The sequence below is a fragment of the Limosilactobacillus alvi genome (assembly GCF_016900115.1).
Lineage (GTDB): Bacteria > Bacillota > Bacilli > Lactobacillales > Lactobacillaceae > Limosilactobacillus > Limosilactobacillus alvi.
Window position 1 is genome coordinate 12,433 of the sequence record NZ_JACJJQ010000027.1, and the last position, 15,155, is coordinate 27,587.

Sequence of the window (15,155 nt, forward strand, 5' to 3'; positions counted from 1 at the left end):
TTTCCTTAAATAAGAAAGCTTAACCTGAAAAATTATAGAAAGGGAGGATTTTGATGGCTTTTATTGCCACCTTAGCTGGAATTTTACTTGTAACCCAGATTGTCTCACATGCGTGTAATCGGGTTGGCATCCCGGATGTGATTGGGCAGATTTTAGTCGGGGTTGTGGCAGGCCCAGCAATTTTAAATTGGATTTATCCAGGTGGGATGATTTTTGAGTTCCAAGAAATTGGAGTCATCATTTTAATGTTTATCGCTGGTATGGAAAGTGATCTTTCCCTTTTGAAAAAATATCTGAAACCAGCAGTCGTAGTTGCCTTAGCAGGGATTTTGTTACCAATTGTCGTAATGGGAATTGCGGCAGATCTCTTTGGCCTCCAATGGTTTGAATCACTCTTTATCGGGGTGATTTTTGCGGCGACTTCGGTTAGTATTTCTGTGGCAGTTTTGAGAGAATATCGGCAATTAAACTCGAAAGAAGGGGCCACAATTCTTGGCGCAGCGGTTGCTGATGATATTGGGGCCGTAATGGTCTTAAGTATCTTAATTAGTATGAGTGGTACCGCAGGTGGTAGTGAAGTTGGTCACAGTAGTCTTCTATTTACCTTAGTTAAACAAATTCTATTTTTTGGCGGAACGTATCTCTTAATTCGGTGGTTGGCACCGTATTTGATTCACCTGTCTGGCCAACTATTGACAATTGCTTCAACTTCAGTGATGGCGATGGTTATCTGCCTTGGTATGGCGGCTTTAGCAGACTTCGTTGGCCTTAGTGGGGCGGTTGGTTCTTTCTTTGCTGGAATTGCGGTTGCTAATACCAAAAAGAAAGAAACGATTAATCGAAGTTTTGTGCCGATTGGCTATTCCATCTTTATTCCGGTGTTCTTTGTTAACGTTGGCCTTTCAATGAAATTAGCAACTTCGCTTGAATCCTGGATTTTTATCATCATTATGACAATCTTAGCTTGTTTGACGAAGCTTTTTGGGGCCGGTGGTGGTGCAAAGTTGATGGGCTTCTCAGTCCCTAGCTCTTACATTATCGGGAGTGGGATGATCGCCCGGGGGGAAATGTCACTCATTACTGCCCAAATTGGTTACGAAGCGCATTTACTATCGTCTGAGTATTATTCCGATGTGATCACGGTTATCGTTTTAGCAACCTTGCTAGCGCCATTTATTTTGAAACATTCGCTAAAGGCAACCCATCATTTAGGGGCAACAGAATAGCTGAGTGTTAGGGAAGCAACTGCTTTGACCGTAGTTACTGAGTAACATGCGGGGATGACAAGAGAGGATGGGAAAAAAGCTCCTTGACGGCCTGGTTGGGATAAGAAGAACGAAGGTTGATTCATTAGAATCGACCTTTCGTTCGCACTTATCCGCTAAGGCCGTGCTTTTTGACCTTAGTTACTGAGTAACATTCGGAGATGAAAAAGAGGGTGGGAAGAAACTTGAGTTTCTTCCCACCCTCTTTCTTTGGTTGCTTAACCATTTACTTTCCGGCCCTGTTGCAGGATAAAAATAGCCACTAAGACGATAATTACACCAATAGCTTCAATTAAGTTAACGTGGAAGCGCAGAAAAATTACACTTAAAATGATGGTAACGATTGGTTCGAGAGCGTCCATGATCGAAACCACATCCGATGGCGCAAAATTACTAGCATGGAGTAATAGGCCAAACGGAATAATTGTTCCGAGTAGCACAACACAGGCGATTGAAGCCACTAACGAAGTCGTAACATGCGGTGGATTAGTCCAGATCGGATGAATCAAGTTAAACATCAAAGCGGCAATAAGGGTTCCCCAACCGAGAACAACCGGTGGTGGGGTGGTTTCGTTTGCTTTCTTTGGTAAGACAATACAAAGGGCCGCCGCAATTCCCGAAGCTAATCCCCATATAAAAGCGGAAAAGGAAATTGATAGGTGGGTAAAATCACCGGCCGTAATACAAAAGAAGACGCCCAGGAGGGCCAAGAAGAACGAGATTAAATCAGTTCCTTTTGGCCGGACATGCTGAAAGACCACGGCTCCAATGACAATAAACAATGGTGAAAGATATTGTAAGATTGTGGCCATTGAAGCATTGCCTTCTTGGGTTGAAATATAGAAGGTGTAAAGGTTTAAACCTAACCCGAAGACCCCATAACTAATAATTGATAGGAGTACCGCTGGTGATTTGAAAATAGTAAAGGTGGTTTTTCGATAAACAATGAGATTGTAAATTAAGAGTATTAGCCCCGAAAAAAAAGTCCGGGTAGCAAGCATCCACAAGGCTGGAATATTGATGTTTTGACTAAGAGTCTGGAGGACAGTATCGGATACTCCCCAGCTAGCAGCCCCGATCCCGGCCCAGAAAATCCCCTTAGAGACGTTGTGATAGTTTTGCATAATGTTTTCCCTTTAATTTAGTTTTACAAATTGATGCAGTCTAATCAGTATATCATAGCTAAATGATTAATTATGCACTAAACGTAAATGAATTAAGTGGCCAGCTGAAAATGAGGTCGGAAAAAAGTTCACAACGGCTTGGAAGGGAGAAAAGTAGAAAGGTTAATCCACAAATGCTGTTGGAGCGACTAATTTGGTTAGCGACTGAGGTTGGTTTTGATCGTTGCTTAGTTAAGCTAGCATTGCCTTTTGAACAGCAACCTTTAAATCTGGCAGGACCTGTTCAACAAACCAGGGATTCTTCTTCATCCAAATTTGGTTTCGGGGTGAAGGATGCACCAGTGGAAAAATTTCCGGCTGGTATGCTTGGTAATTTTTAACAATATCCGTCAACTTGGCAGATGACTTTAAGTGTAAATATCGCTTGGTTGCGTATGAGCCCACTAGGAGCGTTAACTGAATTTTAGGCATCAGCTTAAGAATTGGTTGGTGCCATTTAGCTGCAAAATCTTTACGGGGTGGTAGGTCCCCAGATTTTCCTTTTCCAGGAAAGTAAAAGTCCATTGGGACCACGGCGATTTTGCCGGAGTGATAAAATTGATCGCGGTCGATTCCCATCCAATCCCGGAGCCGATCACCGGAAGGGTCATCCCAAAAGATCCGCTTTTCTTGCGCAATTCTTCCAGGAGCTTGGCCAATAATTAAAATCGTTGCTTCTGGATCACAATTGAAGAGCGGGTCAATCCCTTGGGCGGTATATTTAGCATTTTCGGGATCAGCCTTAATTGCGTTAATAATTTCAGCTAATGTTTGGGTCATTTTTCCACCTAACCTCCTTGAATTTTCCTTAACCTAGCATATAACGGAAGGATTGTAATTGATTTAAATCAATTTTATTGCAAATTGGTCATTTTTATTTGAATTAACTTTCGAGCAGCCGGAGTAATGACCGGACTCACTGGTCCTTGGCTAAGAAGAGTCAACTGATGCATTGCCCGGGAAGCCATTGTGTATAATAATCCGGTGTCATCCAATGACATTGCTTGTTGACTTACATCAGGAATAATGACGGCGTCAAATTCAAGTCCTTTGGCAAGATAAGTTGGGAGAATGATCACCCCGGTTGGAAGAGAACTGTCTTGATCGGAAAGCACCGTTAGTTTTGCTATCTTGCCATAGAGAAGCTGGTAAATTTTTTGAGCGACTCCTTGATTCTTAGTTAATAAAGCAACGGTCGCATATTTAGAACGCGCTTTTTTCACAGTTTCAATTAGGTTTACTTGCCATTCTTCCCCCTTGTTGGTCATGATTAGTTCAGGAACTTCTCCGTGGCGGGTAAAAGAAACAATTTGGTCACCGTCTGGAAGGAGGGCCTTGGCAAAGTCGGTGATTTCTTTAGTTGATCGGTAAGCCCTCCGCAATGTCACTAACCGGGGATGCTTTGCAGCTAAGATTGTTTGGGTCTGTTTAAGGAGTTCCGCTGGAAGCTTGAGTGGATAGAAGAGTGCTTGTTCACTATCACCGAGAATAGTGAATTTGGCGAGTGGGAAAGCGTGGTGTAAGTAGACCAACATCGCGGGAGAATAGTCTTGCATTTCATCAATAAAGACATATTGAAAGGCCCGGTTGATGCCACTTGCGCTCATTAGGTCCCGTAAGTACATTAAAGGAGCAGTATGAACTAAGCTGATTTGATGCCATTCTAATTGATTATAGAAGGCTTTAGCAATTTGGTTGGCATGCTCAAGCGGTAAAGTTTGCAAGAAGTGATGATATTGGGCGTAAAAATCAATAAAGTAATTATTGAAAAGGGCATCATAAACGGTTCGGAGTCGTTTGTGAGCCCACCGGCGTGCTAGATAGTGATTTAAGTGATCAGGACTATTAAAATCATCCACGGAATGTTTACCCATCAACTTGGTAATTTGCTGGGTGGTTAATTCATCCAGTTCTTTGGCCACCCAGTCCTTTTTCGCTTCTTCGCGGATTCGGCCCTTAAGTTCTTTAATTAAGGCATTTTTAGTTGCTAAAAGCCGGTCGGCAACCGCCATTGAGGCTGGCTGAGCATCGTAGATTGATTGAATATGATCGGCGGTGAAGAATGGCGTTTCGTTAAAAGTGACAGTGATAAAGGCTGGCTGAACGGTTTTTGCCTGCATATTCGCGAGGTAAGCTTCGACTGCTTTCATCACCGCTGCGGATTCCAAATATTTTTGCGTGGGGTTCGAAGCGGTATCTTTTTCATACCGTTCAAAGAGCGTTTCGACTTTTAGCCCTTCAAACCGCCGGCGTAAAAAGCCAGCTAGCGTGACTTGACGCATGTTTTTTTCGCCAAGCTTTGGTAGGACTTGGGAAATATATTGAGAGAAAAGTAAGTTTGGAGAGAACAGGACAATCTGATCCGCATTTAAGGAATCGCGCGAATGGAAGAGTAGGTAAGCGATTCGTTGCAAAATGGCCGAGGTTTTTCCGCTTCCGGCGACCCCCTGGACAACTAACAAGTCACTTGTTGTATTACGGATAATGTCGTTTTGTTCCTGTTGAATCGTAGCGACGATGGATTGCATGTATTGATCATTTTGCCGGCCTAACGCTGCTTGTAGCATCTCATCCCCTACCGTTTCGTTGGTATCAAACATGTTAGTGATTTTACCGTTCACAATTGTAAATTGCCGTTTTTTAACCAGTTTAGTGGTTTGTGAACCATTTGGGGTTGGGTAAGTTACAGTTCCGAGGGTACCATTGTAATAAACTCCCGAAATTGGGGCTCGCCAGTCGTAGATCAAAAAGTCACTCTTATCATTATTCATTAAAGAAGCTACGCCAATATAGAGTGATTCAGGCTCTTTTTCGCCAGGGTCGAGAATATCAATCCGCCCAAAGTAGGGGCTGTGTCTTAGTTCTTGGAGAGTTGCCAATTGGCGTTTTAGGATATCTTCGTTTTCGCTGGCTTGAAATAGGAGGCGTCGTTGCTGTTCGATTTCAGCCCGTGATTCGGCAATATCATCAATTTCGTAGCGGTTAATAGAAGTATTGGCACCGTAGTTTTTTTCCACGGCCCGAGTTTCAGCGTGGGCCTTTTTAACGGCTGCTTTTGTTTGGATGATTTGTTCATCAATTGCTTGAATGACCAGATCGACCCGTGCTTGTTCTGTTTGAAGTTCTTGATCAGTGATGTTCAAGATAGAACCTCCTTATGCTTTGATTACTTTTTCCGTTGATTGAGTGTTTCTATTGTAGTGAGGAAGCTGATTGAACGCAAGATTTATCGTTTCGTGGGATAGTGTCAATTATTCGGCTAAAAAGCTTACATTCCCTTTTCTTTTTTCTTCTGTCTACCTTTAGAAAATGGTATTATTAAAAGTGATATTTTACTGAAATTAATCTTAAATTGAAGAGAGGTGAGGAGCCGTGGAAAACCTTGCAATCGTTGACCTGGGCTCCAATTCTGCTCGGCTAGCGATTACTCGAATTTCACGTGATGGTGAGTACCGTGAAGTTAAACGCGTAAAGGAAAATAGTCGTTTGTCCGAGGGAATGGGACCAGAGCGCATGCTCCAACCAGCCGCAATAAATCGTACGATTGCGGCATTGAAACGTTTTAAACGTTTGTATACCGGAATTCCAAATTTAACCGTGGTTGCAATTGCAACGGCAGCAGTTCGGCAAGCTAAAAACCAAGGTGAGTTTTTAAACCGGGTTAAAAATGAAGTGGGAATTGAACTTCGGGTTTTATCTGGCCGGCAAGAAGCCTATTATGATTATTTAGGGGTCGTTCGGACATTAAAGATGGATCACTGCTTGATTTTAGATGTTGGGGGTGCAAGTTGTGAGCTAGTGCTTGTTCAAAACCAGCGTGCTCGAGATTTGATTTCACTGCCGTTTGGAGCGGTTAACTTATCTGAACAATTTCATTTGGGTGGTTATGTCAAAGCAAGTGATCTTTTCCGGGCGGAGACTTTAGTTACGGACCGTTTTAATAAGGTACCGTGGTTACGATATGCTAATCGTGTCCCAATTGTCCTCTTGGGGGGAGCTAACCGAACTTTAGCGCGAATGAGTAAGTCACACCGCCATCAGCAAACCGGCCGCATCCATGGCTATCGGCTGTCAGCTCGCGTGGTCTATGCAACCTTCCGGGAACTGTTAAACCGAAATTTATCCCAGCGAAAAAAGATGAGTGGATTAGAGCCTGATCGTGCCGATATTATTATCGGGGGGATGCTACCATTAATTTGTTTATTGCAGCGTAATAGCGATGGACGGGTGATTTTCTCCGAAAGCGGTGTGCGTGAAGGAATAATCACTGAATACATCCAACAGCAGAAAGGACCGAAGGAAAATGGCTGAAGATTGGCAACACGGTTTTTATCGGCGGTCACTAATTGATCGGCAAGTACGGTTAGTTCAAGGACGGCAACTGGATCCAGCGACCCTTAAACAACTTCAGGCTAATATGACGATGCAGCACAATTTGGTAATTGAAAATTACATTACTGATTATCGCTTGCCGGAAGGAGTGGCCCTTGGACTAGTTGTTAATGGGAAAAATTACACCGTTCCAATGGCAACCGAAGAACCATCAGTCATTGCGGCGGCTTCAAATGGTGCTAAGCGAGTCGCCCAAAGTGGGGGTTTTTTTGCTGAAGCGAAGGAACGCTATTTAGTGGGGCAAGTCGTTTTAACTGATGTTGAGAATCCTGAGCGGGTAACAACTGATTTATTGATGCATCAGGATGAATTACTCCAAGTTGCCAATGGTGCCCATCCATCGATGAAAAAGCGTGGTGGTGGGGCTAAACATTTACGGATTCGTCAAGTTGGTGACTTTATCAGCGTGGATCTCTTAATTGATGTCCAACAAGCGATGGGAGCTAATACGGTCAATACAATGGTTGAAGCGGTTGCGCAAAATTTACGACAAAGTGGCTATCATGTTTTAACGGCCATTCTCAGTAACCTCGCTGACCAATCCTTAGTCGCGGTAACTTGTCGGGTCAACTTTACAGCCTTAGCAACTCCGCAATTTGATGGGGCGTCAGTCGCAGAAAAGATTGCCAAATTAAGCGAACTGGCTCAAGTTGATCCTTACCGGGCAGCAACCCATAATAAGGGGATCATGAATGGTATTGATGCGGCTGTGCTAGCCAGCGGTAACGATTGGCGGGCGATCGAAAGTGGGGCCCATGCTTACGCCGCTAAGGATGGCCATTATAAAGGATTAGCTACTTGGCACTTGGATGGGGAGCAGTTAGTCGGGCAACTAACTTTGCCAATGCCAGTGGGCGTAGTTGGGGGTTCAATTAAGTTAACCCCTCAATCCAAGGTTAATTATCAAATTAGTGGAATTCAAACAGCCCAAGAACTCGCGCGGGTGATCGTGAGTCTCGGGCTAGCCCAAAATTTAGCCGCTTTACGGGCGCTAGCCACCGCGGGGATTCAAGCTGGTCATATGAGATTACAATACCGTTCCTTAGCAATGAGCGTGGGGGCAACCACTGCTGAAGTCGAAATCTTAGTGGATCAGCTACAGCAACATGCTCATGTGGACGCAACGCTTGCCCGGGAGATTTTAAGGGAGATGAGAAGCCAACATGGCACAAATTGAATTAAACACAGAAGTTAAAAAATTATTGGATGAGGTTAACGCAAACTATCCAGAAGGAAGCGTCTTCGTTCAATTTGGTGATCAAAAAACTGGTTACGTCCGCCATGACCAAGCGAGTCAAAAGGTTTTGCCGGGCGGTTTATTTATTACCGTTAATGATATTACGGCCCCGGATTACACCGCGAGTCATGAATTATTACACTTGTTGATGTTGTTAAAAGGCTTCCCGCAGATCTTTTTCCAATTGTCGTTGGGTAACAGTCAGCTCGATGAACAGATGATGATTATGGCGACCGACCTTTACGATACAGCCATGCACCGGGTAGTGGTCGATGTCCAACGCCAACACGGCTTGATTGATACTGAAATTGAAGCCCAATATTTAAAGGGAATTCAGGCAACCTTAAAGCCGGAGAAGGCCGGGGATAATGATGAACGGACCCTCCGCTTACTTACCTTGCTTGATGCGATTGTCTTTTATGGTGACCACCTTGATCAAGTTGCTACGGAGTTAAAACGAGATTATCCGCTTGCCTTTGCGGCTGCCCAAAAGTTGTACCAAGAGTGGGCAACTAAGCCAGTTACGTCGCCTTTTGAAATGCGACGCCAAATTGTAAAGTTGTTTGGCCTGTTTGATCAACAACTCCAGAAGTGGGGGTTACCAGCTTTACGGAATCGGGAATTTACGACGTTAACGCCCGCGCTGAGTGAACGACAATTACGATTAAAGGTCCGGCAAGTTTTTGAAATTTTTCACTCTGAAATGACTGGGCGACACGGTGAAAAAGATGTTTATGTTGGGGTACGACGCAACGATGGGCAAAATTCATTTGTAATTGATGCCCCCAAACCTAATAAGCCAGAAACTTTCGTTAAACTCTATGACCAACCAGTGCAAGAGTTTTTGGAAAACCATGGTATTCCGTACATTTTAAGGAAGTGATTACATGGATGGAGCGATCCAAACCTTATTTGATCAAGCGCAACACATTGTTTTTATGACGGGAGCGGGAGTTTCAACGGCGTCCGGAATTCCGGATTTTCGGTCGGCCAATGGGCTATATACTAAAAATAAAAATGCTGAATACTACCTTAGCCACCGTTACTTTATGAGTGATCCAGAGGGCTTTTATCGGTTCTGCAAGGATAATCTATACTTCCCGGATGCTAAGCCCAATGTCATTCATGAAAAACAAGCGGCGTTTACCCAAGCGGATCGGGCAACGGTAATCACCCAAAATATTGATGGCTTGTACGAAAAGGCCCACACTAAGCACTTGATTAATTTTCACGGGACGCTGGAACGGGTTTACTGCGAAAAGTGCCACCAAACGGTTCCGGTAGCTGATTACTTAAAGAGCCGAATTCATGAGGCTGACGGTGGAAGCTTGCGACCAGATATTGTCCTGTACGATGAAGCAATTCCCGAAGTAGCTTTAAGTCAATCGTTAGCGGCCTTACAAGCGGCAGACCTAGTAGTAATTGTTGGTACTTCGATGAAGGTCTATCCGTTTGCAGGATTACTTAACTACGCTAATTCAGGCGCCAAAATTTTGGCCGTTAACCAAGAACCATTGTCATTACCGGGTGACTTTTCGATGGTAACCGGAGATGCAGTTGAATTTTTCAACGAATTACAAGTTAAATAAGTGAATAAAAATAACCGCCATGAGGGGAAGCCCCACGGCGGTTTGTCTTTACAGTAATTAAGAAAGGAAGATGCTTTAGCATGACGAAAATGGTAAAACGCACAATTTGGATCATTCTCGCCTGCGAATTTTTAATTTGTTTGGGAATCAGTTTGATCTTTCCAGTAATGCCCTTTATTAAGAATGAGTACCACTTTTCCGCTTTTGATATGGGGGTGATGTCAGCCCTCTTTGCGTTAGTCCAATTCATTGCTTCTCCAGTAGTTGGTCGGATCTCAGATAAGACGGGGCGGAAGCCAATGCTTGTTTGGGGAATTATCATCTTTGCCCTCGGTGAATTTATTTTTGCGGCCGCAAACCACTTATGGTTATTTAATTTATCCCGGGTAATTGATGGCTTATCAGCGGCTATGTTTGTCCCAACCTCAATGGCATTAGCAGCAGATATTACTACCGAACGGGAACGTGCTAAGGTGATTGGCTGGCTATCAGCGGCCTTTAGCGGGGGCTTGATTTTAGGGCCAGGATTAGGTGGCTTACTGGCAACTTATGGTTACAAGGTTCCGTTTTGGGTTGCCGGAATTTTAGGAACGTTAAGTGTGGTGGTAGCGATAATTGGTTTACCAGATGAGCGGAAGGCCGGGATTGTCCTCCATCAAAGCAATCATCATGAGGAAAAAGGCATGTGGCATAAGCTAAAGGAGTTATTAACACCAGAGCTAGTAGCCTTATTTCTGATGATCTTCGTGGCTTCTTTTGGCCTTGCCGGCTTTGAAAGTATCTACAGTCTGTATGTTAACGAAGTCCACCAATTTAGTTTGGGAGCTATTGCCACGGTTTTAACGCTCAATGGGATTATTTCTTTAATTCTCCAGGTCTTTTTCTTTGAGAAATTAACCATGTGGTTGGGTGAAGTCCGCTTAATTCGGTATAGTTACTTTTTAAGTGCCTTAGCAACCTTTGTTGTTATTTATGACCATTCGCACTGGCAAATTATCGTGGCTACCTTGGTTAGTTTTGAAGCGTTTGATCTTTTACGACCGGCAATTACGACTTTACTTACGAAAGCCAGTGATCACGATCAAGGGTTAATTAATGGGGTCAACATGTCTTTAACCAGTATCGGTAACATCGTCGGCCCCTTACTTTCTGGTGCCACTTTAGACATGAACTACCAAGTCCCATACCTAATTGTGATCGTTTTCTTAATGTTTGCCTTCGGGATCTCTTTTCGGATCCGGAGAGGATAGAAGCGGGTAAGAAGAAACGCGAGGTTTCTTCCTACCCGCTTTCTTAGCTAGCGAACCATTACATCCCCATCACTAGTTGTAATGGTAAGGCGATTGGATGCAGTTGGGTTTTGACTGAGGCTCCCACCTTCATGGTGCTGGTTAAAGAGGTAAAGGTCACCATCGGTAGTTTGGAGTTGGTAACCATCAGCTTGTGGATTAACAATGGTAACATCGCCATCATTGGTCTTAACCGCGTAGCCTTGTAGGATTTTCAAATCATGAGCATTCAGATCACCATCGACGAGGTTGACTTGACCACCAGTAGCAGTTACTTGATGGAAGTAGCTATCACCATCATGGATGTCGAGCTTAACCTGCTGTAAGTCGGTATTATTAACCGTTACATCACCATCGTGAGTAGTTAAATCACCGTTCTTAAACTGGCTGTGGTTTAAAGTAATGTCCGTATCAGAAGCATTAGCAGTTAATTGCTTAACCGTTGCTTGGTTAAGCATAAAGTCACTATCGGTCAAGTCGAGTTGGAGCGTTTGTAGCGTAAACTTGGCGTCACTTGAGATACGGGTATCGTGACTCGTGATTTGCAGCTTAGTGAGTTCTTTTTTAGGCAAGGTAATTGTGATTTGATTACGCATTGCGTGATGATTTAATTGCCCAAAGTTCATAAAAAGATAATGGTTAGTTGCTCTCGGTTGGGTGATGGTTACCTGGTTACCACTTTGAGTAACTCGGGGGGCACTCCCTTTGCTTCCTTGATAACTTACTTTAAATTGTTTACCAGTTTTAAAGTTGACTTGCCCCTGGTTAACGTTCAAATCAACTTGATCAACTTGCTCAAATTGATGAGTTTGATGAATAACTTTAGAAGTGATGACTTTTGGTTGCAAACCATTAAATTCCACTGACTGGTTGCCACCTAAGCCAATTCCAATAATGGTAAGGACTAAACCAAGTCCAAGGAAGGTTAGTCCAGTAATGATAAGTTTTTTCATTTTACTCCCTCCCGTTTAACAAAGCGGTGGTATAGCCATTGGCAACCACGGGTAACTAAGCGGATTAATGCTAGGCAGAACCAGGTACCAATGGTAATGATGAGAAAACCAAGCCCAAGGAAGGCGAAACCTAACCCAAGGTAAAATAGCCCAACGCCTAATTTCGTAAAGAGTAAGGCGATTCCGACATAGAAAAAGGCGCCGGTAACCAAAATTGCGCTCCCAATTAAAGCAATGGCAGCAACCACGATTGAGAAAATCACAGCGATTACGGCAATTAATCCAGCTAGTAAGATGATACCAATAAAGAAGGTTACTGGTGAAGCTAAGAGAGCTAAGACAACTAGCCAAGCCGTTTTGATATTAGTTTCTGGGTGCCACCAGTGCCCCTGTGGCTTAGCATCAAAACTATGCTCGGCTAAGATTTGCAAACTTAAAGTTCGGGGGCTACCGAGGGCTTTTTCGACTGCTTGTCGATTAGTGAAACTGGCGTCTTCACAGTATTCGGTATAGTATTCCATGACCTCAGCTAGATCTTCAGCCGGTAGGCGCCGAAGACGATGTTGTAATTCACTAAGGTATTGTTTAACTTCGCTATTCATCTGTCTGATCCCCCCTTAAAGATGCGGTCTAATTGTTGCTTGTAATGATTCCATTCCTCGGTAATCACGGTTAAGCGTGTCTTACCGAGATCAGTAATTTGGTAGTAACGGCGATTACGTCCTTGGTAAGGTTGATCATAGGTGGTCACTAAACCATCCTTTTTCAATCTTCGTAAAACTGGGTATAAGGTTGATTCTGAAACTGGAATAGCGGCTTGCATGGCCTGGGTAATTGCATAACCATAGTTGTCTTGTTGATTTAATAGGGCTAAAACTAGACCATCCAGTAAATCAGCACTAACGGGAATTTTCATGTCACCACCTCTTTCTTTCAATAATATTATATTGAATATAGTATTATGCTGTCAATAAATAAAAAGCACAAAAAAACACCGCCATCAAGAATGCTCGATGGTGGTGTTTTGAATTAAGTAAGAATTACTTAACAGCGTCCTTCAAAGCCTTACCAGGCTTGAAAGCAGGAACCTTGCTTGCTGGAATTTGAATTTCTGCCCCAGTTTGTGGGTTACGACCCTTACGAGCAGCCCGGTTTCGAACTTCAAAGTTACCAAAGCCGATCAATTGGACCTTTTCACCCTTTGCAAGGGAAGCTTGGATGGAGCTAAATACGGCATCAACGGCACGCGTAGCATCCTTCTTAGCTAAGCCAGTGGCAGTAGCAACGTTACCTACTAATTCTGCTTTGTTCATTACTAATCCCTCCGATAAATAATCTCTTAAGATATAGGTAAGCATACCATAGCTAATCGTTGATAACAAGGCATTATTATCAGGTTTTCTGGAAATTGATAAAATGATAGTTAGGGAATTAGAAAAACATAGAAAGGGTTTTCAAAGTTAGGATAAAGTTTGCTATAATGGTAATAATTATCTTATGAGAACGGAGTAAATGGAATGACAAGGGTGAAACTACAAGATGTTGCTGAACGGGCAGGGGTTTCAGTTACAACGGTATCGCGAGTCTTAAATAATCGGGGGTACTTAAGTAAGCAAACTATCCAGAAGGTTCACCAAGCAATGGAAGAATTAAATTACCGTCCGAATGCGGTGGCGCGCCAGCTGTTCAAGCAAAAAACTGATTTAGTAGGATTGGTTTTTCCAACTGTGAATAATCCTTTTTTTGGGGAGCTTGAAGCCGAACTTGAAGAACGCTTGTATGAACTTGGCTACCGGGTAGTGATGGGCAATAGTCAAAATAACCCACAAAAAGAGGAACAATATTTACAGTTATTGTTGAATGGACAAATTGATGGTTTGATTGTGGGGGCCCACAACGAAGGAATTGAAGCCTATCATAATACGAACTTACCAATTGTCTCGATTGAACGGATTGTTAGCAAACAAATCCCCGTAGTTGCGGCAGATAACTATACTGGCGGGCGGCTGGCAACGCAACGATTATTAGATGACGGCTGTCAGCACATTATCCATACTAACTATCCGGCAACAAGTTCAACGCCCAACCAAGAACGGCGGCGGGGATACGAAGAATTAGTGAATGAACACGGGATGGAAAAAATTACTTACGAAATTAGCTTCGATTCACCAAACGAGGAGAAGGCAGCAATCTTTAAACAAATTTTTATTGATCATCCCGAGTGTGATGGAATTTTTGCCGATAATGATACCAACGCGCGGCTAGCAATCAACGCAGCTCGACAAGCTGGAAAACGGGTGCCAGAAGACGTTAAGGTTATCGGTTATGATGGGGCGAGTTCAACCCAATTATTATTCCCAGATTTAACGACGATTCAGCAACCAATTGCGGAAATGGCGAAAGTCGCAGTTGACCTTCTTCAAAAACGATTAGCTGATCAAAGCGTTAGTTCAGTGACTTTACCAGTAAAATTAATTCCGGGAACAACGGCTTAAGCGAGGGTAGCTTTAAAAATTAATGAAGAGTTGGCTAGGATAAAGTTTACGACCAGCTCTTTTTTGTTGCAGTTAACTGTCAAGCGGTTGACAGCGAATGAAATAAGCGCTATCATTGCCGGTGTGAAAAGAAGAAAACGCTTTATTCAAAAGGAGAAGGAACAAATGGAAGAAAAAAAGTTTATTTTATGGCTTGGACGGATCGCCAGCGTGATTGCAATTTTAATGTACGTTTCTTATATTGCTCAAATTTATAACAACTTGCATGGCCAATACGCAGCGCCATTACAACCATTTGTTGCTGGGGTCAACTGTACGTTGTGGAGTATTTATGCTTACTTTAAGCAAGATCGGGACTGGTTTGTATTCTGGGCCAACTTCCCTGGGATCTTCTTTAGTTTTATTACCTTCGCGACCTGCTTCGCTTGGTAAAGAGAAAATAAAGAGGGTGGGAAAAAAGCTCCTTGACGGCCTGGTTGGGATAAGAAGAACGAAGGTTGATTCATTAGAATCGGCCTTTCGTTCGCACTTATCCGCTAAGGCCGTGCTTTTTGACCTTAGTTACTGAGTAACATTCGGGGATGCAAACAACCTAAGATTAGTTCAGGATGAATTTTACCATCCTGGACTTTTTTATTACCCTAAAGATAGAGCTAAGGTCGTCCATAACCTCAGGGACTGCGAGTCCGTATCATAAAATGACCTCCGCTATCTTTGCTTTGATATTTTGATTTTCAGGTTGTGGGACTACGAGTTCGAGTATAGGAAATGA

Annotated in this window: 15 protein-coding genes; 8 read left to right on the top strand and 7 right to left on the bottom strand. The window is 43.2% G+C overall.

Features of this window, described 5'->3' with window-relative positions:
• Nucleotides 1–53 precede the first annotated feature (53 nt).
• On the top strand, nucleotides 54–1,226 hold the full coding sequence (locus tag H5993_RS06375; RefSeq protein ID WP_204776694.1) for a cation:proton antiporter: 1,173 nt from the start codon (nucleotides 54–56) through the stop codon (nucleotides 1,224–1,226).
• 257 nt (nucleotides 1,227–1,483) lie between these two features.
• Here H5993_RS06375 and H5993_RS06380 read toward each other — a convergent pair whose 3' ends face one another.
• From H5993_RS06380 to helD, 3 genes are all read right to left on the bottom strand, one after another.
• Nucleotides 1,484–2,389 (bottom strand): DMT family transporter, encoded by a 906-nt coding sequence (locus H5993_RS06380; RefSeq protein ID WP_204776695.1) that lies wholly within the window; start codon nucleotides 2,387–2,389, stop codon nucleotides 1,484–1,486.
• 231 nt (nucleotides 2,390–2,620) lie between these two features.
• Nucleotides 2,621–3,208 (bottom strand): uracil-DNA glycosylase family protein, encoded by a 588-nt coding sequence (locus H5993_RS06385; RefSeq protein WP_180871373.1) that lies wholly within the window; start codon nucleotides 3,206–3,208, stop codon nucleotides 2,621–2,623.
• 74 nt (nucleotides 3,209–3,282) lie between these two features.
• A complete protein-coding gene (helD, locus tag H5993_RS06390) occupies nucleotides 3,283–5,565 on the bottom strand; it encodes an RNA polymerase recycling motor HelD (RefSeq protein ID WP_204776698.1) in 2,283 nt (760 codons plus the stop codon).
• 235 nt (nucleotides 5,566–5,800) lie between these two features.
• Here helD and H5993_RS06395 point away from each other — a divergent pair, with 235 nt between their 5' ends.
• The 5 genes from H5993_RS06395 (at nucleotide 5,801) to H5993_RS06415 (ending at nucleotide 10,896) form a co-directional block, all read left to right on the top strand.
• The gene (locus H5993_RS06395) at nucleotides 5,801–6,739 is read left to right on the top strand and encodes a Ppx/GppA family phosphatase (RefSeq protein ID WP_180871374.1); all 939 of its coding nucleotides are present in this window, start codon (nucleotides 5,801–5,803) and stop codon (nucleotides 6,737–6,739) included.
• The gene (locus H5993_RS06400) at nucleotides 6,732–7,997 is read left to right on the top strand and encodes a hydroxymethylglutaryl-CoA reductase, degradative (RefSeq protein WP_204776696.1); all 1,266 of its coding nucleotides are present in this window, start codon (nucleotides 6,732–6,734) and stop codon (nucleotides 7,995–7,997) included. Before H5993_RS06395 ends, H5993_RS06400 begins: the two co-directional genes overlap by 8 nt.
• Nucleotides 7,984–8,940, top strand: coding sequence for an IpaB/EvcA family protein (locus tag H5993_RS06405; RefSeq protein ID WP_180871376.1), 957 nt, complete (start codon nucleotides 7,984–7,986; stop codon nucleotides 8,938–8,940). The genes H5993_RS06400 and H5993_RS06405 overlap by 14 nt, the downstream gene beginning before the upstream one ends.
• 4 nt (nucleotides 8,941–8,944) lie before the next feature.
• A complete protein-coding gene (locus H5993_RS06410; protein ID WP_180871377.1) occupies nucleotides 8,945–9,646 on the top strand; it encodes an NAD-dependent protein deacylase in 702 nt (233 codons plus the stop codon).
• 80 nt (nucleotides 9,647–9,726) lie between these two features.
• Nucleotides 9,727–10,896 carry an MFS transporter gene (locus H5993_RS06415; protein WP_180871378.1) on the top strand — a complete coding sequence of 390 codons (1,170 nt, stop codon included), beginning with the start codon at nucleotides 9,727–9,729 and terminating at the stop codon, nucleotides 10,894–10,896.
• Nucleotides 10,897–10,943: 47 nt separating this feature from the next.
• Here the strand turns inward: H5993_RS06415 and H5993_RS06420 are convergent, their stop codons facing one another.
• From H5993_RS06420 to H5993_RS06435, 4 genes are all read right to left on the bottom strand, one after another.
• Entirely contained in the window at nucleotides 10,944–11,888 is a 945-nt protein-coding gene (locus H5993_RS06420) for a DUF4097 family beta strand repeat-containing protein (RefSeq protein WP_180871379.1), read from the bottom strand.
• Nucleotides 11,885–12,490 carry a DUF1700 domain-containing protein gene (locus tag H5993_RS06425; RefSeq protein ID WP_204776697.1) on the bottom strand — a complete coding sequence of 202 codons (606 nt, stop codon included), beginning with the start codon at nucleotides 12,488–12,490 and terminating at the stop codon, nucleotides 11,885–11,887. The genes H5993_RS06420 and H5993_RS06425 overlap by 4 nt, the downstream gene beginning before the upstream one ends.
• Complete coding sequence (locus H5993_RS06430; protein ID WP_180871381.1) at nucleotides 12,487–12,804, bottom strand: PadR family transcriptional regulator; 318 nt, start codon at nucleotides 12,802–12,804, stop codon at nucleotides 12,487–12,489. Before H5993_RS06430 ends, H5993_RS06425 begins: the two co-directional genes overlap by 4 nt.
• Nucleotides 12,805–12,928: 124 nt before the next feature.
• The gene (locus H5993_RS06435) at nucleotides 12,929–13,201 is read right to left on the bottom strand and encodes an HU family DNA-binding protein (RefSeq protein WP_180871382.1); all 273 of its coding nucleotides are present in this window, start codon (nucleotides 13,199–13,201) and stop codon (nucleotides 12,929–12,931) included.
• Nucleotides 13,202–13,405: 204 nt separating this feature from the next.
• Here H5993_RS06435 and H5993_RS06440 point away from each other — a divergent pair, with 204 nt between their 5' ends.
• Together H5993_RS06440 and H5993_RS06445 are read left to right on the top strand one after the other, a co-directional pair.
• On the top strand, nucleotides 13,406–14,383 hold the full coding sequence (locus tag H5993_RS06440) for a LacI family DNA-binding transcriptional regulator (RefSeq protein ID WP_180871383.1): 978 nt from the start codon (nucleotides 13,406–13,408) through the stop codon (nucleotides 14,381–14,383).
• A gap of 165 nt (nucleotides 14,384–14,548) precedes the next feature.
• A complete protein-coding gene (locus tag H5993_RS06445; RefSeq protein WP_180871384.1) occupies nucleotides 14,549–14,815 on the top strand; it encodes a SemiSWEET family transporter in 267 nt (88 codons plus the stop codon).
• The last annotated feature ends 340 nt before the right edge of the window (nucleotides 14,816–15,155 follow it).